We start from the raw sequence: 22985 nt of genomic DNA, 5'->3' as shown, positions 1-22985 counted from the left end.
AGCCCTACGCGACGGGCGATGACGCACCGGCACACGACCCCTCCCGTGCGTCGGCGACTGCGGGAGCGTGGGGGTGCGCCCCTTCAGGGTTCGCTGGGTGACTGGGGGCGAGCGGGGCGTGCCCTTCAGGGGCGCGGGGAACTGCGCGACCAGCCACGACGGCCCGCAGCCGAAATGCGAGCGATGTCGGGGGTCTGGGGGCGGAGCCCTCAGTTTCGGGAAGGGGTGGGGTCGGGGAAGGGAAAAGCCCCCACCCACCCGGAGGCTAGGAGTGGCCGAGCTCCGCCGACGACTCGTCCGTGGTGGCGGGCACCGAGCCGGAGTCCGGGGACGGGCGAAGGGGGAAGGGATCCACCCGCGTCTCGTCGATCACCGGCGCAGCCGGCCGCGGCGGCGTAGGCATGACCGCCGCCTCCGAGTGCCCCCCGCACCCGTACCCGAGCGACACCACACGCCCGTCCGCCGGCGAGAACTCATTGGCGCAGACGCCGAACGCCTGCCCCAGCGACCCACCGACGGGATTCAGGAAACCGCACGAGACGCATGTGGCAGGCGCCGCCTGGGCCATCGCGGACTTCGGCCCGTACGACTCCTCCCAGCGGTCGGCCGCCGCGTGCAGGCCGTACCGGGACAGGACGCGCGCCCGGCGCATCCCCAGTTCCTCGGCGAGCGCCGAGATCGAGCCACGGGAGGGGGCGACCTGAAGGTTCGCCGGTGCTCCCTCCGTCACCTCGACGTCCTCGGCCTCGACGAGCTCGGCCATCTCCCCGGAGATGGGCGAGTTCGGCGCGGGCTCGTCCTCGCCGGTGAAGCCGGGTTCCAGCCGGAGATCTTCCGCGTCCGTGGGGAGGAGGTCCCCCGGCCCCATGTCCCCGGGCCTGAGCCGCTCGCTCCACGGCACCCACTCGGGAGCGAGCAGCGCGTCGGGCCCGGGCAGGAGCACCGTTTCGTCAAGGGTCACGATCTTCGCGCGCGAGGCCCGCGCGACGGTCACCGCCCAGCGCCACCCTCGGTACCCGGGCTCCTTGCACTCGAAGAAGTGCGTGACGACGCGGTCCCCTTCGGAGACGAGCCCGGCGTGCTCCCCGACGACGCCGGGCGCGGCGGCCTCCTCGGCCGCGGTCCGGGCGAGGTCGACGGCCTCGGCGCACAGACGGTCGGGTGTGCGGCTTCGCGTTGTCGCGCTCACAGGTATCGCTTCTCTCCTACGCCGTCTCACGGGTGCGCCATCCCGGCGGGGGTGCGGACGGAGCGGCTGGGGCCTCCCAGGCCTTGAGACACTGGAGGAGGGCCGCGTCGACGTCCGCGCCCGATCGCACTCGGGCGCACCTACGTCATCCATTCTGCGGTATGACCGAGAGGCGCGCGGCCGAGAACCACCGCCGCGGGCGCGCTACGCACGCTACCCTCTCGCCGCCGCTGGGCACACACCGGCGGGAATCTTCGGCGCTCCGCGGGTCCGTGGCGAGCAGGCTCACAGCACCCCACTCGGCCGCTATACGCGCGGTAACCGGGCTACACCGGCCCTTCAGGGGGCACTATGACGGAGTGGCAGACGCAGAGTCGGCCCACGGCGGCGCCGGAATCGGCCGAGGTGGCGCCGGGGAAATTCGTCGGACGAGCGGAGCGGGCCCGGTGCGCGGGGCCGTCCGCTCCGTAGGACGTGCTCTGCATTTGCCGTTCTCGGGGACGGCGAGGGGAATCCGGAAGGCGACGCACGCGCACGGGGCGGGCGAATCGGGCCTCGGCAAGCTGATCGAGCTGCACGGAGTGAACGGCGCGGGGGACATGATGATCACCGTGGCGCTCGCGTCCACGGTGTTCTTCTCGGTACCTACGGACGAGGCCCGTGGCCGCGTGGCCCTGTACCTGGCGATCACGATGGCCCCGTTCACGCTGCTGGCCCCGGTCATCGGTCCGCTCCTGGACCGCCTCCCGCACGGCCGCCGTGCCGCGATGGCGGGCGCGATGCTGGCGAGGGCGATCCTCGCCCTGCTGCTCTCGAGCGCGGTGGTCACGGGCAGCATCCAGCTGTACCCGGCGGCGCTCGGCGTGCTGGTGGCGTCGAAGGCGTACGGCGTGGTGAGAAGCGCGGTGGTGCCACGGCTCCTGCCGCCCACCTTCTCTCTGGTGAAGGCGAACTCCCGGGTCACCCTGGGCGGGCTCCTCGCGACGGGTGCGGCGGCGCCCGTCGGGGCGGGGCTTCAGGCGCTGGGTCCGCGCTATCCGTTGTACGGCGCTTTCGTGATCTTCGTGGCAGGCACGATCCTGTCGTTCTCGCTCCCTCCCAAGGTCGACTCGCCGAAGGGCGAGGACAAGGCACTGCTGGCGGCGGACGAGCAGCACCTGCACGGGCCGCACCTGAAGCCGCCACAGCGACCGGGGCTGCGTACGGTCGGAGCGGCGGTCACGCACGGCCTGGCCGCGAACGCGGCGCTGCGCGCCCTGTCCGGGTTCCTGATCTTCTTCCTCGCGTTCCTGCTGCGCGAGGACCCGCTCGGCGGCCAGAGCGCGGCCGTCTCGCTCGGCATCGTGGGCGTCGCGGCGGGGGTGGGCAACGCGCTCGGTACGGCGGTCGGGGCGGCGCTGAGATCGCGGGCGCCCGAGATCATCATCGTGGCGGTCATCGCCTTCGTGCTGGTCGTGGCGATCGCCGCGGCGGTGTTCTTCGGAGCGGTTTTGGTGGCGGCGCTCGGCGCGGTCGCCGGGTTCGCTCAGGCGCTGTCCAAGCTGTCGCTGGACGCGATAATCCAACGGGACGTGCCGGAGCTGGTGCGTACGTCGGCGTTCGCGCGCTCGGAGACGTTGTTGCAGATGGCCTGGGTGGTCGGCGGGGCGGTCGGGATCGCGCTGCCGCTCAACGGCGCGCTCGGTCTGACGGTGGCCGTCGGGATCGTCGGGGCCGGCTGGCTGTTCACGGCGCGCGGCCTGCTGGCCTCTGCCCGGCACCGGGGAGACCGGCCGCACGCCCGGGTGGCCTGACGGCAGCACGTCTCGCAAGGGGTGGGCGGCACGCCATGGACCCCACGTGGCCGAGCCGTCTCGGGCGCCCTATAGCCTTCCGCCATGACCTCCCTGCCCCGCGGCAGTGCCGCTACTGGACACGGCCTTGCGCGCCGTCGTCGCGCCGTCGCCGCCGTCGGCGCCGTTTCCGCCGGACTTCTCGTCCTGTCCGCCTGTGACGCGCCGACGCCGATGGCGACCGTCACGGTCGGCAAGTCCTCGAAGAGCGCCGAGGCCGTGTGCTACGAGGACGGCAAGAACCTCGGCCGTGAAGAGGCGACCAAGTGCGCCCTGAAGAAGGCCTCGGACTCGATCAAGGTCCCGCAGGGCGAGACGCTGCGCATCGGCGTCGACCCGGAGGTCGCGGACAAGGGCTGGTCCCTGTGGATCAACGGGCAGCAGGTCACCCCGGCGTACAAGAAGACGTACTACGCCTTCCAGGGAGTGGACCTCTTCGCCGACCAGCAGGGACAGGCCGCCCCGAAGACGCTCTACATCAGCATCGTCCAGCAGTCGGGTTCGCAGTTCCAGGGCGTGTGGAACTTCAAGCTCGAGAACGCGGACGCCTGATCCCGGCACCATGCGCATCCTCGTAGCCACCGCGGTACCGGCCGAACGGGACGCGGTGGCACGCGCGTTCACGGCCGCCCCGGGCCCCGACACGTACGACGTGCTGGCCGCGGGCGTGGGCTGCGCCGCCGCCGCGGCCGCCACCGCGACGGCCCTCACCACCGCCGCCCTGACCGGCGCCGCGTACGGGCTCGTCGTCTCGGCCGGGATCGGTGGCGGCTTCCTGCCCGAGGCGCCCGTGGGCTCCCTCGTCATCGCCGACGAGATCACGGTCGTGGACCTGGGCGCCGAAACCCCGGAAGGCTTCGTTCCGGTCACCGAGCTCGGCTTCGGGACCGTCAGCCACCGTCCGCCGAAAACACTCGTACGAGACATCGCGGGCGTCACGGGAGCGCGTACCGGCACGGTCCTCACCGTCAGCACCGTGACCGGCAGCGCCGAGCGGGCCGCCGAGCTGCGCCGGAGCCATCCGCGGGCGCTGGCCGAGGCGATGGAGGGGTTCGGGGTCGCGGAGGCGGCCGCCGCGCACGGTGTGCCGGTGCTGGAGCTGCGCGGCGTGTCCAACCCGGTCGGCCCGCGCGACCGTGCCGCCTGGCGGATCGGTGACGCCCTCGCCGCACTCACCGAGGCTTTCGGGAAGCTCGCGCCCGTATTGGAGAGTTGGAACCCACATGAGCCCAATGAGCCCCACGAGCCCTGACAGCTCCCAGCAGCCGCCGGCGAGCCCGTCACAGCCGCTGCGGATCGCGTACTCCCCCTGCCCGAACGACACCTTCGTCTTCGACGCCTGGGCCCACGGACGGATCCCGGGCGGGCCCGCGCTCGATGTGACCTTCGCGGACATCGACGTCACCAACGGTATGGCCGAGCGCGGCGAGTTCGACGTGCTGAAGGTGTCGTACGCCGTCCTGCCGTACGTCCTCGACACCTACGCGCTGCTGCCGTGCGGCGGTGCGCTGGGGCGGGGCTGCGGGCCGCTGGTGCTGACGCGGGAGCCGGGCGTGGACCTCACGGGCCGTACGGTCGCCGTGCCCAGCGAGAAGTCGACCGCGTATCTGCTCTTCCGCCTGTGGGCCGCGGACGCGCTGCCCGGCAGGATCGGCGAGATCGTCGTGCTGCCCTTCCACGAGATCATGCCGGCGGTACGGGACGGCAGGATCGACGCCGGGCTCGTGATCCACGAGGCCCGTTTCACCTACCAGAACTACGGTCTGCACAAGCTGGCCGACATGGGTGAGCACTGGGAGCGGACGACCGGCCTCCCCATTCCCCTGGGCGCGATCATCGCCAAGCGCTCGCTGGGGCGCGAGCGGCTGCGTGTGCTCGCCGAGTCCGCGCGGGCGTCCGTGCGGGCCGCCTGGGACGACCCGGAGGCTTCGCGTCCCTACGTCCTGGAGCACGCCCAGGAAATGGATCCGAAGGTCGCCGACCAGCACATCGGGCTGTACGTGAACGAGTTCACGGCGGACCTCGGTGAAGAGGGGTACGCGGCGGTTCGCGGCCTGCTCACCCGCGCGGCGGCCGAAGGGTTGGTTCCGGCCCTCGCGCCGGACGCGCTGCACTTCCCGTAGGGCGGTGTCGGCTGCGGGTCGGTGGGGTGGGGTTTCCGCCCGCGCGGCGGAGCCGCACATGGATACAGGCCCCGCGCCCCTGAAGGGGCGCGGGGAGGGAGCTACACGTCCAGTTGGTCCGCCACCGCGCGCAGCAGGCCCGCGATCTTCTTGCCGGAGGCCTTGTCCGGGTAGCGGCCCTTTTCGAGCATGGGAGTGATGTTTTCGAGCAGCGTCGTCAGGTCCTGGACGATGGAAGCGAGTTCGTCCGGCTTGCGGCGCTGAGCGGCCGCCAGGGAGGGGGTCGGGTCCAGGAGCGTCACGGAGAGTGCCTGGTCACCGCGCTGGCCGGCGACGACGCCGAACTCCACGCGCTGGCCCGGCTTGAGAGCATCGACTCCGGCGGGCAGGACCGAGGAATGCACGAAGACGTCTCCGCCGTCGTCGCGGGAGAGAAAGCCGAAGCCCTTCTCGCTGTTGAACCACTTGACCTTGCCGGTAGGCACGTCTGTCCTCGTCCTCGTACTCGTCGGATACTGCTCGGAATGAACGGCTCGGAAAAAACTGCTCTGTACAGCACTACAGCGGGCCGCCCGACCCGCCGGTACCAAGGCTAATGGTCCGGCGGCGGCTGACAAGACGTCGCCGGATTGTTCCTACGCGCTGGGAACTACCCTGGTCGGGTGCGTGACAAAACCCAACCGAATTCCTCCGAACCCGGTGCCCGATTGGTCCGTACCGGTGCGATCGTGTTCTTCGTCGGAGCCATGGCCACTCTGGTCACCGTGGCCCCCCTACTGCTCGGCAAGTCACCTTTCCCGACCTACATGTTCGGCCTGAGCATGCTGATGGGCGTGGGCTTCCTGATCGCGGGCGCGGGCGTGCTGCGCACGATCGCGGCACAGCGCCGCCGCGCTCGCTCCGTGCGGTGACCGGCCAAAGGAGAGCCGGGCAGGTCTCAGAAGAGCCGCCGGACAGGTCCAGGGCCTGTCCACCGGACAAGCCCTAGGCGCGGTATTCCGCCAGCCAGGCCGGAAAAGCCGTCAGATCCTTCAGTACGACATCTGCACCGGCCGCACGCAATTCCTCCGCGTCGCACGGACCGGTGGCCACCGCGACGGACAGCGCGTCCGCGGTACGCGCACCGCGTACGTCGCCTATGTGGTCGCCGACGTAGACGCCCGCCCCGTACTCGCGCAGCGCCTCCGCCTTGGCCTCGGCCCAGAGGTCGCCGATGACGGCGTCGGCGGCGATGCCGAGGTGCTCGATGTGGAGCTTGGCGTTGGGCTCGTACTTGGCGGTGACGACGATCGCGCGCCCGCCCGCCGCCTGCACGGCCGCGACCGCCTCACGGGCTCCGGCCATCGCCGGCGCCCCGGCGATGGCGTGGGCGGGGTACATCTCCCGGTAGACGTCGGCCATCGCGGCGACCTGGTCGGCCGGGAACCAGTGCACCAACTCCTCCGCCAGCGGCGGGCCGAGCCGCGTGACGGCCAGATCGGCGTCGATGTACGTCCCTGTCCGCTCCGAAAGCGCCACATAGCAGGCGTGAATGCCGGGGCGCGAGTCGATGAGGGTCATGTCGAGGTCGAAGCCGACGGTCAGCGCACGAGAAGTCATATGGGCCATTGTGCCCAGCCGTTCGGCCGCCACAGCCGCCCCATACACTTAGCGAAGCCTTACCAACCCTCCCGTTATCCCCCAACCACCAGCCCTCCTCAGCCCTCCCCATCGCTCCCCATCGCTCCCCACCAGCCCTCCCCATCCCCCCGCGGAGTCACCGGCCCATGGCAGTAAGACGCGCTCTCGCGATGGTCGCTGCCGTCGTGGCGCTGCTCCTCGCGGTGCTGTTCAGCCTCGCCGTGGGCGCCCGCGCCGTCGCGCCGTCCGCGGTGTTCGACGCGCTGCTGAACGGCGGCCACAGCGACGCTGCAGACGTCGTACGCGGCCTGCGGCTGCCCCGGACCCTGATCGGCCTGATGGTCGGCGCGGGCCTCGCACTGGCCGGAACCGTGCTGCAGGGCATCACCCGCAACCCCATCGCCGACCCCGGCATCCTCGGCATCAGCCAGGGCGCGTCGGTCGGAGTGGTGCTGGCGATCGCGTTCGCGGGGATCCACACGCTCACCGGGTACGTCTGGTTCGCCTTCGCGGGAGCGGCGATCGCCTCGGTCGCCGTGTACGCGATCGCGTCGAGCGGGCGGGGCGGTGCCACGCCGGTGAAGCTCGCGCTCGGCGGCGCCGCCATCAACGCGCTGCTCGTGTCCGTCACGACCGCCGTGCTCACCACCAAGGCCTCCGCGCTGGACGAGTTCCGCTTCTGGCAGGTGGGTTCGCTGGCCGGGCGGGACGCGGAGATCGTCGGGCAGGTGTGGCCCTTCCTGCTCGCCGGGGGCGTGCTGGTGCTGTCCGTGGCCCGCGGCCTGGACGCGCTCGCGCTCGGCGAGGACGTGGCGAAGGGGCTCGGACAGCGGGTCGCGACGGTACGGGTGGTCGGCGGGATCGGAGCGACGGTCCTCACCGGAGTGGGCGTCGCCGCGGCGGGCCCGCTCGCCTTCATCGGCCTCGCGGTGCCGCACATCGCCCGCGCGATCGTGGGGCCCGCACACCGGTGGGTCCTGCCGCTCTCCGCCCTGCTCGGCCCGACGATGCTGCTCGTCTCGGACACGGTCGGCCGCGTGGTGTTCCCGCCGAGCGAGGTCCCGGCGGGGGTGATGACGGCGCTGATCGGGGTGCCGTTCCTGGTGGGGCTCGTGCGCAGGAAGGCGGTTCCGGCGTGACGGCGAACGGATACGGGGTCACTTCGGCCGGATACGCGGTGCTGCGCACCGGCCGCGCGGCGTTCCTGCTGCACCGGCGGGCGGCCGCGGTCGGCGTGGGCCTCGCGGCGGTGCTGGCGGCGGCCTGTCTGGCGTACCTCTGTGTGGGCGAGATGTTCGTGGCGCCCGGCGAGGTCCTCAAGGTCCTGACGGGGCGGCCGTCGCCGGACGAACTGGTCGTCGGAACGCTGCGGGCGCCCCGTCTCGTGGTCGGGCTGCTCGTCGGCGCCGCCTTCGGGGTGGCGGGCGGGCTCATCCAGACCGTCGCCCGCAACCCGCTCGCCAGCCCCGACATCATCGGCATCAGCCAGGGCGCGAGCGCGCTGACGGTGGGCGCGATGACGTTCGGAGTCACCTCGTACACGGTCCTGCCGTATCTGTCCGTCCTGGGCGGCATCCTCGCCGCCGGGCTCGTGTACGCCTTCGCCTGGCGCGGCGGGCTGCACGCCACGCGGTTCGTGCTGATCGGGATCGGCTTCGCGATCGCGCTGCGTTCGATCACGACGCTGTTCATGACGAAGGGCGACTATCTGGTCGCGCAGCAGGCGCAGATCTGGATGACGGGTTCGCTGAACGGCCGTGGCTGGCCGGAGGCCACGCCGCTCGGCTGGGCGCTGCTGCTGCTCGTCCCGGCCGTGGCGTGGGCGGCCCGCGCCCAGCGCACGGTCGGCCTCGACGACGAGACGGCCACCGCGCTCGGCGTACGCCTGAACCGGGTACGCCTCGGGCTCGTGCTGCTCGGCGTCGTCCTGGCCTCGGTGGCGACGGGCGCGGCCGGCCCGGTCGACTTCGTGGCGCTGCTGGCCCCGCAGATCGCCCGCCGTATGACGCGTACCGCGCAGATCCCGCTGGTCTGCTCCGCGCTGCTGGGCGCCGTCATCGTCGTGCTGGCCGATCTGCTGGCGCGGCGCCTGTTCTCGCCCACCGAGTTGCCGGTGGGCGTGCTGACGGCGGCCGTGGGGGCGCCGTATCTGATCTGGCTGATCGTCCGAAGCCGTACCGGCCGCCCCGGCGGTACGGGCCGTTCTGGAGGCAAGGCATGAGCAGGCTGTCGGCGCGTGAGCTGACCCTCGCGTACGAGGACCGCGTCGTCGTACGCGAGCTCGACCTCGCGATACCCGACGGGCAGGTCACCGTCATCGTGGGCCCCAACGCCTGCGGCAAGTCCACCACGTTGCGTGCCCTCGGACGGCTGCTCAAGCCGAAGGGCGGGGCCGTGCTCCTCGACGGGACCTCGCTCGCCCAGCTGCCGACCAAGAGGATCGCCCAGCAGATCGGCCTGCTGCCGCAGACGCCCGTCGCGCCCGAGGCGATCACCGTCGCGGACCTCGTCTCGCGCGGTCGCCAGCCGCACCAGAGCTGGTGGCGGCAGTGGTCCGACGCGGACGAGCGGGCGGTGACGGAGGCGATGGAGCGCACGGATGTCGCGGCGCTCGCCGAGCGTCCCGTGGACGAGCTGTCGGGCGGGCAGCGGCAGCGGGTCTGGATCGCGATGGCGCTCGCCCAGGAGACGGAACTCCTCCTGCTCGACGAACCGACGACCTACCTCGACATCGCGCACCAGGTCGAAGTCCTGAACCTTGTCCGCCAGTTGAACCATGACCGGGGCCGCACGGTCGTCGTCGTCCTGCACGACCTCAACCAGGCCGCCCGGTACGCCGACCACCTCATCGCCATGAAGGAGGGGCAGGTCGTCGCCTCCGGGACGCCGTCGGAGGTCGTGACGGCGGAACGCGTCCTGGAGGTCTTCGGGCTGGAGTGCGTGGTGGTTCCGGATCCGGTGACGGGGTCGCCGCTGGTGGTGCCGGGGGTTCCTTGGCAGGGGGCGCGCGAGGACGAGGACGCCCAGGTCGAGGCTGGCTCCGAGGCCCAGGTCGAGGCTGACGCCGACGCCGAGGTCGACGCCGAGGTCGCGGAGCGTTCCGGCTAGCGCGTGCCGCGCTCTACGAGCGCCCGCGCTGGGAGCGCCACACCAGGTACAGCGCCGAGGCGACGGCCGCGCCCTTGAGGACCCAGGGCCAGGTCTCGGCGATCGCGTCGCTCATGTGGCCCTGGGCGATGGGCTCGCCCCAGCGGCCTTCCGTCCGGCCCCAGAGCCAGGTGATGCCGGCGGCGGCCACCAGCCCGGGTACGACCAGGACGGCCCACTTCGACTCGGCGGGGGTCAGCCGACGGGAGAGGTAGGCGATGAGCCAGCCGAGGCCCATCGGGACGACGTTGCCGATGAAGGCACCGGCGACCAGCAGGGCGGCGGCGAGCAGGAGGAGCGGGTTGGGGCGACCGCCACCGGCGCGCGGGCGGGGCCGGATCGCGGGAACGAGGCGCCGGGGCTTCTTCTTCGTCGTCCCGGACGCCGCCGCCCCGGCACCGTCGGCCGGCTCCTCGACCAGCTCCTCGGGCTCGGCTTTGGCGAGCGGCGTGGGCTTTGCCGGCCCGGGTTCGTGCTTGTCCCCGGGCGGGGGCTTGAGCAGTTCGGGGATCTCCACGCCGCCCACGAACCCGGGCACGCTGTCCGTCGTGCCGAGCGGGCTGCTGTCCGAGGGGCCGAACGGACCGCTGTCAACACGCCACCAGTCGGGCCGGCCGGAGCCGAGTTCGTCGATGCCCGCGAGGTGCGGCGGGGAGGGCGCGTCGTCGGGGAACGGCGGTACGTCACTGGTCTCCGGCTCCGCGGGGCGCGGGCGCGGGACGACGCGGCGCAGGCGCTTGGGGGGCTCCTCGGGCTCCTTCATGCGCTGGCTGGGTACGGCGGCGGCGCTCGTCTCCCCCGTGCCCCCGTCGGCGTCCGTGTGCGCGGCCGAGACCACGTCCTCCGGGCTGCCGAGGCGGGCGAGGATGCGGCGGACCGAGGCCGGACTGTCGACCGTTGCCTTGGCGCGGCGCCGGTCGATCTCGCCGCGCAGCTCGGTCACCAGGCGCATGCGCGTCGCGGACGGAAGCTGCCGCGACTGAGCCAGGTCGCCCACCTGGCTCAGATAGTCGAACACGAGCTTGTCGCTCTCGATCCCCACGAAGTCCCTCCGGGGCGGCAGTGTTGGCATCCTCGGGCACCCCGACAACAAACCGACCGTACCTCGCCCGCACAGGTCAAGAGGGACGGCACAGCAACGGCTTCTCCAATTCCGAGCACGGCCGGTGCCCGTGGGAGCGGAGGATGTCCTTGCCGACCTCGTTGGCGAGGTAGCGCAGGAAGCCCGCGGCGAGGGAGTCGGCGGGCGGTTCGCCGTAGGTGTACGCGAACTCGGTCTGCCAGTACGGGTATGCCCCCTCGTCCGCGCCCTCCAGCGTCGCCGGATAGCCGTCGATGCGTACCTGCTGGAGGTCGTCGTGCGCGGCCGCGGCGCCGACCTCGCTGTGGCCGAGGGCGCCGGGGGTCGACGCCACGGTGTTCAGGAGGGTGGCCGTGTCACCGACCTCGCAGCGGCCCGGTTCTTCCCCGTCCAGCGCCGCGCAGTCCTCGACGGTGACCCCCATCGGCTGCTTGCCGTCGAGGACTTGGCGCACGAGGGTGGTCCGGGTTCCGGAGCCGGGGCTGCGGCTGACGAGACGTACGGGTACGTCATTGCCGTGCACCTGGCGCCAGTTGGTGATCTTTCCGGCGTACAGGTCCCTGACCTGCCGCAGGGAGAGGTCCTGAACACCGGTGTCCTTGTTGACGACGAGGGTGAACAGGGAGAGCGCGACGGGTCTGGGCAGCAGCTGAGGCCGCCCGTCGCTCTTGGGCCCGTCGGTGAAGGCGAGCCGGTCGCCGAGCCCGGCATCCTCCTTGATCTTGGTCTTCTTCCCCGCCGCGGCAAGGGAGTTGAGCCCCGCGACGCTGCCCTTGAAGGAGTCGTCCGAGAGGGGGATGCGCGCGTCGGGGCAGGTCTTCACGTACTGCTTCGCCGCCTGCCGGACGACGGGCTCGAAGGCGGTGGAACCGGACAGGATCAAAGTCCCCTTGGCGCAGTCCAGCGGAGCGGCGACCGCATCGTCGCGGGTGAAGGTGGTGAAGGACTGGGCGGCGGCCACCGCGACCAGGAAGGCGATCAGCACCATGACGGGCTTCGACGCGAAGGTGTGGCTCTCGGTTTTCTTGATCTTCCCGCCGCGTACGCCGCCCTTGACGCCCGCGACGATCACGGGATCGGGGAACGGCTGGTCCTGCGTGAAGTCCTGGTCGCGCTCCAGGGCCGCGAGCACCTTGTAGTGGGCGCCTCGGTTGAGGGGCACCTTGGGGAGTTCGATCATTCCGTCGCTGCAGCTGAGGCCCGCGGCTCCGTCGAAACAGGGGCCCAGGTAGTCGTGGCTGAGCTCGGTCACCACCATGCCGGCCACGCGGCGGCCCGGGAACGTGACGCGGATGCCGACGGGGTCGTCGTCGCGGGCCACGTAGTCGCCCGCGTCGATGAGGGTCCAACCGCTGTTCTGGATGCGGAGCAGTACGAACGACGGATCGCGCAGTGCGGTGTTCTCGCGCTGCATCCGCTCCAGTACTCCGGCGTGCGGGGAGTGGGCGGCGTCTGTGGCCGTGGTGTCCATCTGTACGCGGTAACCGAGGCGTTTTCGGCCGACGAGGGCGAACTCCCACAGCGCCGCGATCACCGGGACGGTGAGTCCGAGTACGGCCAGCGCCGACTCCCAGGGGAAACCCTCCACCATCGAACTCCCAGAAGGATGCGCACAGTTGGGTGGGGGGCAAAGGTACGAGTGGACGTGGCCGTACTGCCGGGTAGGCGGGGATCCGCCGGATCGAATTCATCCGGGGGTCATCTGCGTCGCCGGGGGTTTCCCTTCCGTTGGCCGTCCGGGTGGGTGGGGTGGGTGGGGTGGGTGGTTTCGTACTTCGGCTGCTGGCCGGCCGTGGCTGGTCGCGCGGTTCCCCGTGCCCCTAAAGGGGCGCACCCGGGTCGGGATCGGGGCACCCAGCCGCAGTCGCCCGGCCCCGACCCACCCACCAGCAGAAGGCGAGACCGCTCCACCACCGGAGGTACCCGCTACCGTGGACCGGATGAGCGTCCAGGATCGGTCACCTCAGGACCCCGCACCCGCGGGCGCGCAGCCGCGCTCGCTCGCGGAGGAGCTGCGGGCCCGCGACGACGCCTCCCTGGCCGCCCTCCTCCAGGCCCGCCCCGACCTGATCACCCCCGTACCGTCCGACCTCACGCAGCTGGCCACCCGCGCCGGCACCCGCGCCTCCGTGATCCGCGCCCTGGAGCGCCTGGACCGCTTCGCGCTGCAGACGGCGGAGGCCCTGGCCGTGGCCCCGGACCCGGCGGCGTACGACACGCTCCTGGCCCTGCTGGCCGGTGACGAGGGCGACCCGGACGTCACGGACGCCCTCCCGCACGCCCTCGCGACGCTGCGCGGCCAGGCCCTGGTGTGGGGCGCGGACGACCGGCTGCGCCTGGTCCGCACGGCCCGCGAGCTGCTCGCGCCGTCGCCGCAGCACCCGTCCCCGACGGGCCTCGGCCCCACGGTCACGGAGGCCACGGCGGGCATGTCCCCCGGCCGCATCCAGGAGATCCTCGCGACGGCCGGGCTGCCCACGACGCACGACGCGGTGTCGGCGGTGGCGTCGCTGACCGCGCTGTTCACCGACCGCGCCCGCATGCGGGACCTCCTCGACACCGCCCCGGCCGACTCCCTGGACGTCCTGTCGCGGCTGGTCTGGGGCCCGCCGTACGGCCAGGTGACGGCCGACCCGGCCCCCCGCCTGCGCTGGCTTCTTGACCGGGGCCTGCTGCTGCCGACGGCGCCCGGCACGGTCGTCCTCCCCCGCGAGGTCGCCCTGCATCTCAGGGCCGGCCGCGCACACCGCTCGGTGGAGCCGTCACCGCCGGCCGTCGTGCCCGTGGGCACACACCGTCCACAGGTTGTGGACGCGACGGCGGCAGGCCAGGCGTACACCGCGCTCGCGACCGTCGAGGAACTGCTCAAGGACTGGGACGAGGGCGGCCCGGCGGTCCTGCGCGCGGGCGGCCTGAGCGTACGGGACCTGAAGCGCACCGCGGCGGCCCTGGACGTGACCGAGCCGATCGCCGCCTTCTGGGTCGAACTCGCCTACGCGGCAGGCCTGTTGGCCTCGGACGGCGAGGCCGACGAGCGGTACGCCGCGACGCCCGCCCACGACGAGTGGCTGGAGCTGCCCGCCGCCGAGCGCTGGACCCGGCTGGCCACGGCGTGGCTGACGGCCACCCGGACGGCGGGCCTGGTCGGCGGGCGGGACACGAAGGACCGTACGTTGTCGGCGCTGGGCCCAGGCCTCGACCGCTCCGCCGCGCCCGAGGTCCGCCACCGCGTCCTGACCCTCCTCGCCACACTCCCCGAAGGCGCCGCGCCCTCCGCCGACTCCCTGACCGCCCGCCTCCACTGGGAGCGCCCCCCGCGCGGCACCACGCCTCAGACCTCGACGCCTCAGACCTCGACACCGCAGACCTCGACACCTCAGCCCGCGTCGCCTCAGCCCGCGTCGCCTCAGCCCGCGTCGCCTCAGCCCCCGGCGGACGATCTGCGCACCCGACTCGCCCGCTGGACCCTGTCCGAGGCGGAGATGCTGGGGATCACGGGTCGGGGAGCGCTGTCGACGCACGGCCGGGCGCTGCTGGGGGCGCCGCCGACAGCGACCACCCCGGGGGCCGAACTGGCCGCGGCCGCCTCCCGAGCCGGCCGGCTCCTCGCGCCGCTCCTCCCCGAACCCCTCGACCACGTCCTGCTCCAGGCGGACCTCACCGCCGTCGCGCCGGGCCCGCTGGAGCGTCCGCTGGCGGACACGCTCGGGGTGCTCGCGGACGTGGAGTCGAAGGGCGGGGCGACGGTGTACCGGTTCACGCCGGGATCGGTGCGGCGGGCGCTGGACGCGGGCCGCTCGGCGTCGGACCTGCACGCGTTCCTCGCCCAGCACTCCCGTACGCCGGTGCCGCAGCCCCTCACGTACCTGATCGACGACGTGGCCCGCAGACACGGCCACCTGCGGATCGGCGCCGCGTCGGCGTACGTCCGCTGCGACGACGACGCCCTGCTGAACGAGATCCTCGCCGACAAGCGGTCCCAGGGGCTCCGACTGCGCCGCCTCGCACCCACCGTCCTGGCCGCCCAGGCCGACCCCGCGACACTCCTCGACGGCCTGCGCGCGATGGGCTTCGCGCCCGCCGCGGAGTCCGCGGCGGGCGACGTACTGATCGCCCGCGCCCACGCGCACCGCACCCCGCCGCGCACGGCACCCGAGCCCGTCCCGGACGGCCCGCCGGTCCCCGACGCCACCCTGCTGCGCGCGGCGATCCGCGCCGTCCGCGCCGGTGACCTGGCGTCCACGACGCCCCGCAAACCCGCCCCGGCCCCCGCCCCCACTCCGGCCCCGGCCCGCGGCGGCACCCTCCCCCGCACCACCTCCGCCGAGACCCTCGCCACCATGCAGGCCGCCGTCCTCACCGGCGAACCCCTGTGGATCGGCTACGTCAACGCCGAAGGCGCCGCCAGCCAGCGCGTCATCGCCCCGGTCCGCGTCGAGGGCGGCTATGTGACGGCGTACGACCACACGGCGGACGAGGTCCGCACGTACCCGCTGCACCGCATCACGGGCGTCGCGGAACTCGCGGACGACCCCGCGTGACCGCGTGACGAAGGCCCGAGGCACACCACACGCGGACAGGATCAGGCACACTGGACGTTTGGTCGAGCGCCCACGCCTCGGTGCCCGCCGTGCAGAAAGGGACGCACGTTGAACGGACCTCTCATCGTCCAGTCGGACAAGACCCTGCTCCTGGAGGTCGACCACGAGCGGGCCGACGACTGCCGTCGTGCCATCGCGCCGTTCGCCGAGCTGGAGCGGGCGCCCGAGCACATCCACACGTACCGGGTGACGCCGCTCGGGCTGTGGAACGCGCGGGCCGCCGGGCACGACGCCGAGCAGGTCGTGGACGCGCTCGTGGAGTTCAGCCGGTATCCGGTGCCGCACGCGCTGCTCGTCGACGTCGCGGAGACGATGGACCGGTACGGGCGGCTCACCCTGTCCAAGGACCCGGCGCACGGTCTGGTGCTCACGACCACCGACCGGCCCGTACTCGAGGAGATCCTGCGCTCGAAGCGGATCATCCCGCTCGTGGGCGCCCGGATCGATCAGGACACCGTCGCCGTGCATCCCTCGGAGCGCGGGCAGATCAAGCAGACGCTGCTGAAGCTGGGCTGGCCGGCCGAGGACCTCGCCGGGTACGTCGACGGGGAGGCGCATCCGATCGAGCTGGCCGAGGACGGCTGGGCGCTGCGGCCGTACCAGAAGCAGGCGGTGCAGAACTTCTGGCACGGCGGGTCGGGAGTCGTCGTCCTCCCCTGCGGTGCCGGGAAGACGCTGGTCGGAGCCGGTTCGATGGCTCAGGCGAAGGCGACCACGCTCATCCTCGTCACGAACACCGTCTCCGCCCGCCAGTGGAAGCACGAGCTGGTGCGGAGGACGTCGCTGACCGCGGACGAGATCGGCGAGTACAGCGGTACGAGGAAGGAGATCCGGCCGGTCACCATCGCCACGTACCAGGTGCTGACGACCAAGCGGAAGGGCGTCTATCCGCATCTGGAGCTGTTCGACTCCCGCGACTGGGGGCTGATCGTCTACGACGAGGTGCATCTGCTGCCGGCTCCCGTCTTCAAGTTCACGGCGGATCTGCAGGCGCGCCGCCGCCTCGGGCTGACCGCGACGCTCGTACGGGAGGACGGCCGCGAGTCGGACGTGTTCTCGCTCATCGGGCCCAAGCGGTTCGACGCGCCGTGGAAGGAGATCGAGGCGCAGGGCTACATCGCGCCCGCGGACTGTGTCGAGGTCCGCGTGAACCTCACCGACGCCGAGCGGCTGGCGTACGCGACGGCCGAGACCGAGGAGAAGTACCGCTACTGCGCGACGACCGACACCAAGCGGAAAGTCACGGAGGCGCTGGTGCGCCGCTTCGCCGGGCAGCAGACCCTCGTCATCGGCCAGTACATCGACCAGCTCGACGAACTGGGCGAGCACCTGGACGCGCCCGTCATCAAGGGCGAGACGTCCAACGCGCAGCGCGAGAAGCTCTTCGAAGCGTTCCGGCAGGGCGAGATCAGCGTGCTCGTCGTCTCGAAGGTCGCGAACTTCTCGATCGACCTGCCGGAGGCGACGGTCGCGATCCAGGTCTCGGGAACGTTCGGCTCACGCCAGGAGGAGGCCCAGCGCCTCGGCCGTGTGCTGCGCCCCAAGGCCGACGGCCACCAGGCGCACTTCTACTCGGTCGTCGCCCGGGACACCATCGACCAGGACTTCGCCGCACACCGCCAGCGCTTCCTGGCGGAACAGGGGTACGCGTACCGGATCGTCGACGCGGACGAGCTGCTGGCGGAAGAAGAAGCCTGAAACTCGCCTGCTCACCGGCTCACCGGCTCACCGGCGGCGGCGTACGCCCGCTTCCTCGCCGTACTCACCCAGCACGAGCACATCGAACGCGGTGCTCGCGAAGACCTTGACGGCGCGCAGCGCGTCGCCGAGGAGATGGCGGTGGTCGCGGTGGTCGTATGTGGTCGCGCCGGACGGCGGGCGGTGCCGCGCGGGGCCGGAAGCCGGGTTGAGGGTTGCTGCGCTCATGTCTCCATGATGCTTTTCGGCCATTGGCGTGACATCGGCCTGTGGGCCGAACCTCCGGGGCCCCGGCATACGCCTCTGGGCGTACCTGTCCCCCTGGGGAACCACTAGGGGTAGTAGGGCCTTGGGAGGGCTCGGGAGGGCTCGGGGGGGGGCTTGGGAGGGGCGCGCTCGCGAAAATCCGTTGGATCCGCCGATCGCCCCTCGCCTAGAATCTCCGCTCTTGCCCGCCTCCCTCCGTGGAGCGCCGCCGCCCGCACGGAAACCGGACGGCCCCGCAGCCCCGCCGTACCCCAGCGCATGCCGTACGGCGACGAGGCCCACCCCAGGCACACCCACTCAGCAGGCCCAGGCCCCGGAGGCAACCGCCGTGTCCACCCCGTCCGACGCCCCCCTCTCCCGCGAGCGCGCCCACCTCGCCCACTCCCGCGCCGCGCTGCGCGCCATGCGCGAGGACGTCGAGTCCCTCGACATCCGAGACGTCACCGCGAACTGGGTCAACGCGGAGGCACTCGCCCACCAGATCGACGAACGCATCAAGGCCCTCGCCGACCTGGCCCACACCCCCCTGTTCTTCGGACGTCTCGACTACCTGCACGCGCCGGGCGCCGACGACGCCGCCTATCAGACACTGCACATCGGCCGCCGCCATGTACACGACGCCGACGGCGACCCCCTGGTCATCGACTGGCGGGCGCCGGTGTCGCAGCCGTTCTACCGGGCCTCCAAGAAGGACCCGATGGACATCGCGCTGCGCCGCCGTTTCGGGTACACGGGCGGCGACCTCACCGCGTACGAGGACGAACACCTCTCCGACCCGTCCGAGGCGGCCGTCAGCAGCAAGCTGCTCCAGCAGGAGATCGAGCGCCCGCGCGTCGGCCCGATGCGCGACATCGTGGCGACGATCCAGCCCGAGCAGGACGAGATCGTACGCAGCGGCCTGGGCGGCACGTTGTGCGTGCAGGGCGGTCCGGGCACCGGAAAGACGGCGGTCGGGCTCCACCGGGTCGCGTATCTCCTGTACGCCCACCGCGAGCGGCTCGCCCGCACCGGCACCCTGGTCATCGGGCCGAACCGCTCCTTCCTCCACTACATCGAGCAAGTGCTGCCCGCCCTGGGTGAGTTGGAGGTCAAGCAGGCGACGGTCGACGACCTGGTCGCCCATGTGGAGGTGCGGGGCACGGACGACGCGGCGGCCGCGGTCGTCAAGGGCGACGCCCGTATGGCGGTGGTCCTCGGGAGGGCCGTGCGCTCGCACGTCACCCTGCCGACCGAGCCGGTCGTGGTCGTACGCGGCTCGCGGCGCTGGCGGGTTCCGGCGTACGAACTGGAGGAGATCGTCCAGGAGTTGCTGGACCGCGACATCCGCTACGGAGCCGCACGCGAGGCCCTGCCGCAGCGCATCGCGCACGCCGTGCTCGTCCAGATGGAGCGGTCCGGCGAGGCACCGGACGACCGCGTACAGGACGCCGTCGCCCGCAACCCCGCCGTGAAGGCTGCGGTGAAGGCGATCTGGCCGCCGGTCGACCCCGCCCGGCTCGTGCTGCGTCTGCTCTCCGACGCCGACTTCCTCGCCGTACACGCGGAGGGTGTCCTCACCGAGGACGAGCAGAAGACGATCCTGTGGGCCAGGCCCGGGCGGTCGCCGAAATCCGCCAAGTGGTCCGCCGCGGACGCCGTGCTGATCGACGAGGCCACCGATCTGGTGCAGCGCACGCACTCGCTCGGGCATGTGGTGCTCGACGAGGCGCAGGATCTGTCGCCGATGCAGTACCGGGCGGTGGGGCGGCGCTGCACGACCGGTTCGGCGACCGTGCTCGGGGATCTGGCGCAGGGTACGACGCCCTGGGCGACGCGGAGTTGGGACGAGGCGCTCGCCCATCTCGGCAAGCGGGAGGCGGTCGTGGCGGAGCTGACGGCCGGCTTCCGCGTCCCGACGGACGTCATCACGTACGCGTCCCTGCTCCTCCCGCACATCGCGCCGGGGCTCACCCCGGTGGCGTCGGTCCGGGAGAACCCGGGTTTCTTCGAGGTGCGCACGATCGATGCCGACGCCGAAGTGGTCGATGCCTGCCGCGAGTTGCTGGCCCACGAGGGCTCGACCGGCCTGATCGCGGCCGACGCGCGCGTCCCCGTCCTCGCCGAGGCGCTCGCGGCGGCGGGCATCAGCTACCTGGGCCCGGGCGAGGAGACGACGGCCGAGTCCCGCCTGACCCTCGTACCGGCCTCGCTGGCCAAGGGCCTCGAGTACGACTACGTGGTCCTGGACGAGCCGCGGGCGGTCGTCGACGGCGAGCCCGACGAACGAACCGGCCTGCGCCGCCTGTACGTGGCCCTGACCCGAGCCGTCTCGGGCCTGATCGTGACGCACGCCGCGCCGTTGCCGCCGCAACTGGCCTGATCCGCCGACCGGATCACCGGGACCCGTCAATGCCGACTCACCTGGATCCGTCAGGACCGGCGGGGCATCCGCCAGTACTGCCTCTTCTTCTCGTCGCGCACGACGACGCCGAGTTTCGCCAGTTCGCCCCGCAGTTCCCGGGCGTCTTCGGCGTCGTCCTGCTTGTTGAGCGCCTTGTCGCGGGCCTTGAACAGGGCGTTCGCCCCCTCGGGCAGGCCCGGGGTGCCCGGGACCCAGCGCCGGAACTCGTCCCGGTGCGGGTCCGCGTCCGCCCAGGTGTAGCCGTGCTCGGTGAAGGCCGCGGCGAGGCGCGCTCCGTTCAGATCGCAGTCCTCCCGGGCGAGTTCCTCGCTGTCACGGCCGAGCAGCACGAGTTGTTTGCCGTCCGGGAATGCCAGCCGGATCTCGTTCCGCGCGAATTCCCGGGATGTGTCCCGGACGGTGAGCACCACATGGCTGTCGGAGACGCTGACGGAAAGCGAGTCGTGCAGCGCGCCGAAGGCCACCAGCAGGCCCAGCAGCGCGCCGGCGGACACCGCACCGATGGTCAGTCCCGGCTCGGGGATCGATTCCAGCAGCTTGGCCGGTCCTTTGAACGGCGCCCAGCGCAGGGTCACGAGCCAGCCGGCGAGCAGCCTGACCAGCTCGCCGAGTACGGCTCCGCACCCGACACAGACGGCCACTATGAACCAGGCCGATTCGGCGAGCACGGTGGGCCGGCCCGCCCGTGCATCCGGCTCTTTCCGCATGTCCACCCTCATACGCCCTCCACCCGTTTCTGCCGCGCAGCCCTCAGTGTGGTGAGCGGCGGGGCACCCGTCATCAGCCGATGGTCTACGGCGCCTGTGACTTTGGTATGCGGGTATGCGGGTATGCGGCGGCTACGCGTCCAGCGCCGCCCGCCACTCGCGGACAGCGGCCGCGGAGACCGGTCGTGTCCAGCCGCCGGGGCGGGCCGCGCCGCCGATGTGGAAGCCGTCGATGCCGGCGGCGCGCAGCCGCGGGACGTGGTCGAGGCGGAGGCCGCCGCCGACCAGGAGCCGCGGCTCGTAGCCGGGTTCGCCGCGGCGCGCCGCCTCGGTGAGCAGTGTCGGCAAGCCGTCGTCCACGCCCGCGGCCGAGCCCGCTGTGAGGTAGGTGTCCAGGCCCGGCAGGTCCGCGAGCTGTTTGCGCAGGGCGTCACGGTCGGCGGCGCGGTCGATCGCGCGGTGGAACGTCCAGCGGCAGCCGTCCAGTTCGGCGACGATCCGCTCCACCGCGGCCACGTCCACGCCGCCGTCCGCGTCGAGGAACCCGAGCACGAACGCGTCGGCGCCCGCGCCCCGCAGCTCCCGGGCCGCACGCACCAGGGCGCCGACGTCACCGGCGGCGAACCCGTTTTCGAGCCGCAGCATCACGCGCAGCGAGATGTCGACGGAGGCACGGATCTCCGCGAAGGTCCCGGCCGACGGGGTGAGCCCGTCGGCCGCCATGTCGGTGACCAGCTCGAGGCGATCCGCGCCTCCGGTCTGGGCGGCGACCGCGTCCTCGGCGTCGAGGGCGATCACCTCCAGGACTGCACGCTCGCTCATAGGACCTCTTCTCTGGGGCGGCACGGATCTCGTGCACAGGGTTTCGTACACAGGTCTAGTCCAATCCCAGAGTACGCCCAAGAGTCAGCCGAAGATATTGAGCTCCCCCTCCCTCGCCCCCGCCAGCTCGTACCGTGTCCCCACCAGGGGGCGCCCCGCATACAGCCGTACGAGCGTCGCCGCATCGCCGATGTACCGGGCCGGCGGCCGTTCACCGGAGACGTCACCGAGCCGCAGCGGCTCGTCCGTGTCGTCGAGGTCGGCGTGCAGCGGCAGGTGGCCCCGTTCGCGCGTGAGGCGGGCGAGGAGGGGCAGTGCGTAGGGGAGGCTCTCCCCCGCGTAGGCCCCCGGCTCACCGAAGGCTTCCCGTACGTCGCCGGCGTGCACCCACTCGCCGAGGGCGACCCCGTCGAGGACACCGCCCGCCTTGGCGATCACCGGGCCCGCCTCACCCATGCCCCGTTCCAGCTCGTCGACGACCTGGGCCGCGGACCAGCCGTCGCGTTCGGCGATGTCGCGGTCGTTCGACTCGGGCGAGAACACACCCTCCTCGAACCGCCCCTCCACCACCCGTCTCAACGCAGCCCCGCAATGCGCCAGCACATGCCGCACGGTCCATCCCGGGCAACAGGTCCGCAGCGCGAAATCGCTCTCCCGGCGGGCCCTGAGCAGCGGAATCAGCACGTCGCGTTCCGCGGTCAGCAGCTGTCCGGGCAGTTCGGGGTCTCGTTCGTCCATGGCGTGGGCATCGGCAGGAGTCATGCGCTCACGCTAGGGGCGGTGAAGAACCGCGACAATGACGTCATGGCCGACTCCGACGCTCTGCGCACCCGCTGGCTCAACGCCCTGCGAGGGGCCCGCGGCAACACCCCCGGCATCAGCACCCCGGACCCCGTCCAGTACGCCGACGACCTCCTCGCCCGCTGGTCGGAACCGCAGCGCCGCTACCACACCCTCGACCACCTGACGGCGGTCCTGGACCACGTCGACGTGCTCGAGAAGTACGCGGACGATCCGGACCTGGTGCGCCTCGCCGCGTGGTTCCACGACGCGGTGTACCTTCCCGACCGCTCCGAGAACGAGGAACGCTCGGCGCGCCTCGTCGAACGCGCGCTCCCCGAGGCCGGCCTCTCCCCCGCCGCCACGGCCGAGGTCGCCCGTCTGGTCCGCCTCACGGTCACCCACGACCCGTCGACCGACGACCACAACGGCCAGGTCCTCTGCGACGCCGACCTGGCTATCCTGGCGGCGTCCCCGGGGACGTACGCCGCCTACACGGCCGCCGTCCGCGAGGAGTACTCCTTCGTCCCGTCCGAGGCCTTCCGCGAGGGCCGGGCAGCGATCCTGCGTCAACTCCTCGATCTCCCACGGCTGTTCCGCACCCCGTACGGGGTGGCGGAGTGGGAGGCGCCGGCGCGCCACAACATCGGCGCCGAGCTGGAACTGCTGCTCGACACCCCCAAGTGACCGATCACCGCGGGGAATGCCGCCGCATTC

The 22985-nt window shown here is 72.3% G+C and carries 21 protein-coding genes; 12 read left to right on the top strand and 9 right to left on the bottom strand.

Features of this window, described 5'->3' with window-relative positions; genetic code table 11:
- Positions 1–265 precede the first annotated feature (265 nt).
- Positions 266–1189, bottom strand: coding sequence for a DUF3027 domain-containing protein (locus tag FGD71_RS41725; protein WP_338120109.1), 924 nt, complete (start codon positions 1187–1189; stop codon positions 266–268).
- A gap of 446 nt (positions 1190–1635) precedes the next feature.
- On the opposite strand from FGD71_RS41725, the gene FGD71_RS41720 reads away from it, so the two are divergent.
- The 4 genes from FGD71_RS41720 to FGD71_RS41705 all read left to right on the top strand — a co-directional run bounded on the left by FGD71_RS41720 (position 1636) and on the right by FGD71_RS41705 (position 5144).
- A complete protein-coding gene (locus FGD71_RS41720; protein ID WP_119105787.1) occupies positions 1636–2982 on the top strand; it encodes an MFS transporter in 1347 nt (448 codons plus the stop codon).
- Positions 2983–3066: 84 nt separating this feature from the next.
- Positions 3067–3573: a hypothetical protein gene (locus FGD71_RS41715; RefSeq protein WP_119105786.1), complete on the top strand. Its 507-nt coding sequence runs from the start codon at positions 3067–3069 to the stop codon at positions 3571–3573.
- A gap of 10 nt (positions 3574–3583) precedes the next feature.
- Positions 3584–4273 (top strand): futalosine hydrolase, encoded by a 690-nt coding sequence (locus FGD71_RS41710; protein WP_119105785.1) that lies wholly within the window; start codon positions 3584–3586, stop codon positions 4271–4273.
- Positions 4254–5144, top strand: a complete 891-nt coding sequence (locus tag FGD71_RS41705) for a 1,4-dihydroxy-6-naphtoate synthase (protein ID WP_119105784.1) — start codon at positions 4254–4256, stop codon at positions 5142–5144. The genes FGD71_RS41710 and FGD71_RS41705 overlap by 20 nt, the downstream gene beginning before the upstream one ends.
- A gap of 101 nt (positions 5145–5245) precedes the next feature.
- Here FGD71_RS41705 and FGD71_RS49820 read toward each other — a convergent pair whose 3' ends face one another.
- On the bottom strand, positions 5246–5629 hold the full coding sequence (locus FGD71_RS49820) for a cold-shock protein (RefSeq protein WP_119105783.1): 384 nt from the start codon (positions 5627–5629) through the stop codon (positions 5246–5248).
- Positions 5630–5806: 177 nt separating this feature from the next.
- Here FGD71_RS49820 and FGD71_RS41695 point away from each other — a divergent pair, with 177 nt between their 5' ends.
- Positions 5807–6055: a hypothetical protein gene (locus FGD71_RS41695; RefSeq protein ID WP_119105782.1), complete on the top strand. Its 249-nt coding sequence runs from the start codon at positions 5807–5809 to the stop codon at positions 6053–6055.
- 73 nt (positions 6056–6128) lie between these two features.
- On the opposite strand, the gene FGD71_RS41690 is transcribed toward FGD71_RS41695, so the two are convergent.
- The gene (locus FGD71_RS41690; protein WP_119105793.1) at positions 6129–6752 is read right to left on the bottom strand and encodes an HAD family hydrolase; all 624 of its coding nucleotides are present in this window, start codon (positions 6750–6752) and stop codon (positions 6129–6131) included.
- Positions 6753–6910: 158 nt separating this feature from the next.
- On the opposite strand from FGD71_RS41690, the gene FGD71_RS41685 reads away from it, so the two are divergent.
- From FGD71_RS41685 to FGD71_RS41675, 3 genes are read left to right on the top strand one after another with little or no spacing between them, the layout of a single operon-like run.
- Positions 6911–7903: a FecCD family ABC transporter permease gene (locus FGD71_RS41685; protein ID WP_119105781.1), complete on the top strand. Its 993-nt coding sequence runs from the start codon at positions 6911–6913 to the stop codon at positions 7901–7903.
- Positions 7900–8985 carry a FecCD family ABC transporter permease gene (locus FGD71_RS41680; protein WP_119105780.1) on the top strand — a complete coding sequence of 362 codons (1086 nt, stop codon included), beginning with the start codon at positions 7900–7902 and terminating at the stop codon, positions 8983–8985. Before FGD71_RS41685 ends, FGD71_RS41680 begins: the two co-directional genes overlap by 4 nt.
- Positions 8982–9872 (top strand): ABC transporter ATP-binding protein, encoded by an 891-nt coding sequence (locus tag FGD71_RS41675; protein ID WP_119105779.1) that lies wholly within the window; start codon positions 8982–8984, stop codon positions 9870–9872. The genes FGD71_RS41680 and FGD71_RS41675 overlap by 4 nt, the downstream gene beginning before the upstream one ends.
- A 13-nt stretch (positions 9873–9885) precedes the next feature.
- Here FGD71_RS41675 and FGD71_RS41670 read toward each other — a convergent pair whose 3' ends face one another.
- Positions 9886–10953 (bottom strand): hypothetical protein, encoded by a 1068-nt coding sequence (locus FGD71_RS41670; RefSeq protein ID WP_119105778.1) that lies wholly within the window; start codon positions 10951–10953, stop codon positions 9886–9888.
- 76 nt (positions 10954–11029) lie between these two features.
- Entirely contained in the window at positions 11030–12583 is a 1554-nt protein-coding gene (locus tag FGD71_RS41665) for a substrate-binding domain-containing protein (RefSeq protein ID WP_119105777.1), read from the bottom strand.
- Positions 12584–12932: 349 nt separating this feature from the next.
- Between FGD71_RS41665 and FGD71_RS41660 the strand changes: the two genes are divergently transcribed.
- A complete protein-coding gene (locus FGD71_RS41660; protein WP_119105792.1) occupies positions 12933–15533 on the top strand; it encodes a helicase C-terminal domain-containing protein in 2601 nt (866 codons plus the stop codon).
- Positions 15534–15641: 108 nt separating this feature from the next.
- Positions 15642–17291 carry a DNA repair helicase XPB gene (locus tag FGD71_RS41655; RefSeq protein WP_119105776.1) on the top strand — a complete coding sequence of 550 codons (1650 nt, stop codon included), beginning with the start codon at positions 15642–15644 and terminating at the stop codon, positions 17289–17291.
- Positions 17292–17318: 27 nt separating this feature from the next.
- On the opposite strand, the gene FGD71_RS41650 is transcribed toward FGD71_RS41655, so the two are convergent.
- Positions 17319–17519 carry a hypothetical protein gene (locus FGD71_RS41650; protein ID WP_119105775.1) on the bottom strand — a complete coding sequence of 67 codons (201 nt, stop codon included), beginning with the start codon at positions 17517–17519 and terminating at the stop codon, positions 17319–17321.
- Between the two features lie 367 nt (positions 17520–17886).
- Between FGD71_RS41650 and FGD71_RS41645 the strand changes: the two genes are divergently transcribed.
- On the top strand, positions 17887–19917 hold the full coding sequence (locus FGD71_RS41645; RefSeq protein ID WP_119105774.1) for a HelD family protein: 2031 nt from the start codon (positions 17887–17889) through the stop codon (positions 19915–19917).
- 50 nt (positions 19918–19967) lie between these two features.
- On the opposite strand, the gene FGD71_RS41640 is transcribed toward FGD71_RS41645, so the two are convergent.
- From FGD71_RS41640 to FGD71_RS41630, 3 genes are all read right to left on the bottom strand, one after another.
- Complete coding sequence (locus FGD71_RS41640) at positions 19968–20678, bottom strand: YqeB family protein (protein WP_240437032.1); 711 nt, start codon at positions 20676–20678, stop codon at positions 19968–19970.
- Positions 20679–20798: 120 nt separating this feature from the next.
- Entirely contained in the window at positions 20799–21488 is a 690-nt protein-coding gene (locus FGD71_RS41635; RefSeq protein ID WP_119105773.1) for a copper homeostasis protein CutC, read from the bottom strand.
- A gap of 84 nt (positions 21489–21572) precedes the next feature.
- Complete coding sequence (locus FGD71_RS41630; protein ID WP_119105772.1) at positions 21573–22250, bottom strand: maleylpyruvate isomerase family mycothiol-dependent enzyme; 678 nt, start codon at positions 22248–22250, stop codon at positions 21573–21575.
- Between the two features lie 42 nt (positions 22251–22292).
- Here FGD71_RS41630 and FGD71_RS41625 point away from each other — a divergent pair, with 42 nt between their 5' ends.
- Positions 22293–22955: an HD domain-containing protein gene (locus FGD71_RS41625; protein WP_119105790.1), complete on the top strand. Its 663-nt coding sequence runs from the start codon at positions 22293–22295 to the stop codon at positions 22953–22955.
- Positions 22956–22985 lie beyond the last annotated feature (30 nt).

The organism is Streptomyces sporangiiformans, assembly GCF_005768555.2.
GTDB lineage: Bacteria > Actinomycetota > Actinomycetes > Streptomycetales > Streptomycetaceae > Streptomyces > Streptomyces sporangiiformans.
This window is presented reverse-complemented; position numbering and strand designations above follow the sequence as displayed.

Excerpts from the sequence above, each read along its gene's own strand:
- FGD71_RS41715 (WP_119105786.1), top strand. The coding sequence starts at position 3,067 with ATGACCTCCCTGCCCCGCGGCAGTGCCGCTACTGGACACGGCCTTGCG.
- FGD71_RS41710 (WP_119105785.1), top strand. The coding sequence starts at position 3,584 with ATGCGCATCCTCGTAGCCACCGCGGTACCGGCCGAACGGGACGCGGTG.
- FGD71_RS41705 (WP_119105784.1), top strand. The coding sequence starts at position 4,254 with ATGAGCCCCACGAGCCCTGACAGCTCCCAGCAGCCGCCGGCGAGCCCG.
- FGD71_RS41690 (WP_119105793.1), bottom strand. The coding sequence starts at position 6,752 with ATGGCCCATATGACTTCTCGTGCGCTGACCGTCGGCTTCGACCTCGAC.
- FGD71_RS41685 (WP_119105781.1), top strand. The coding sequence starts at position 6,911 with ATGGCAGTAAGACGCGCTCTCGCGATGGTCGCTGCCGTCGTGGCGCTG.
- FGD71_RS41675 (WP_119105779.1), top strand. The coding sequence starts at position 8,982 with ATGAGCAGGCTGTCGGCGCGTGAGCTGACCCTCGCGTACGAGGACCGC.
- FGD71_RS41665 (WP_119105777.1), bottom strand. The coding sequence starts at position 12,583 with ATGGTGGAGGGTTTCCCCTGGGAGTCGGCGCTGGCCGTACTCGGACTC.
- FGD71_RS41660 (WP_119105792.1), top strand. The coding sequence starts at position 12,933 with ATGAGCGTCCAGGATCGGTCACCTCAGGACCCCGCACCCGCGGGCGCG.
- FGD71_RS41650 (WP_119105775.1), bottom strand. The coding sequence starts at position 17,519 with ATGAGCGCAGCAACCCTCAACCCGGCTTCCGGCCCCGCGCGGCACCGC.
- FGD71_RS41640 (WP_240437032.1), bottom strand. The coding sequence starts at position 20,678 with ATGAGGGTGGACATGCGGAAAGAGCCGGATGCACGGGCGGGCCGGCCC.
- FGD71_RS41635 (WP_119105773.1), bottom strand. The coding sequence starts at position 21,488 with ATGAGCGAGCGTGCAGTCCTGGAGGTGATCGCCCTCGACGCCGAGGAC.
- FGD71_RS41630 (WP_119105772.1), bottom strand. The coding sequence starts at position 22,250 with ATGACTCCTGCCGATGCCCACGCCATGGACGAACGAGACCCCGAACTG.
- FGD71_RS41625 (WP_119105790.1), top strand. The coding sequence starts at position 22,293 with ATGGCCGACTCCGACGCTCTGCGCACCCGCTGGCTCAACGCCCTGCGA.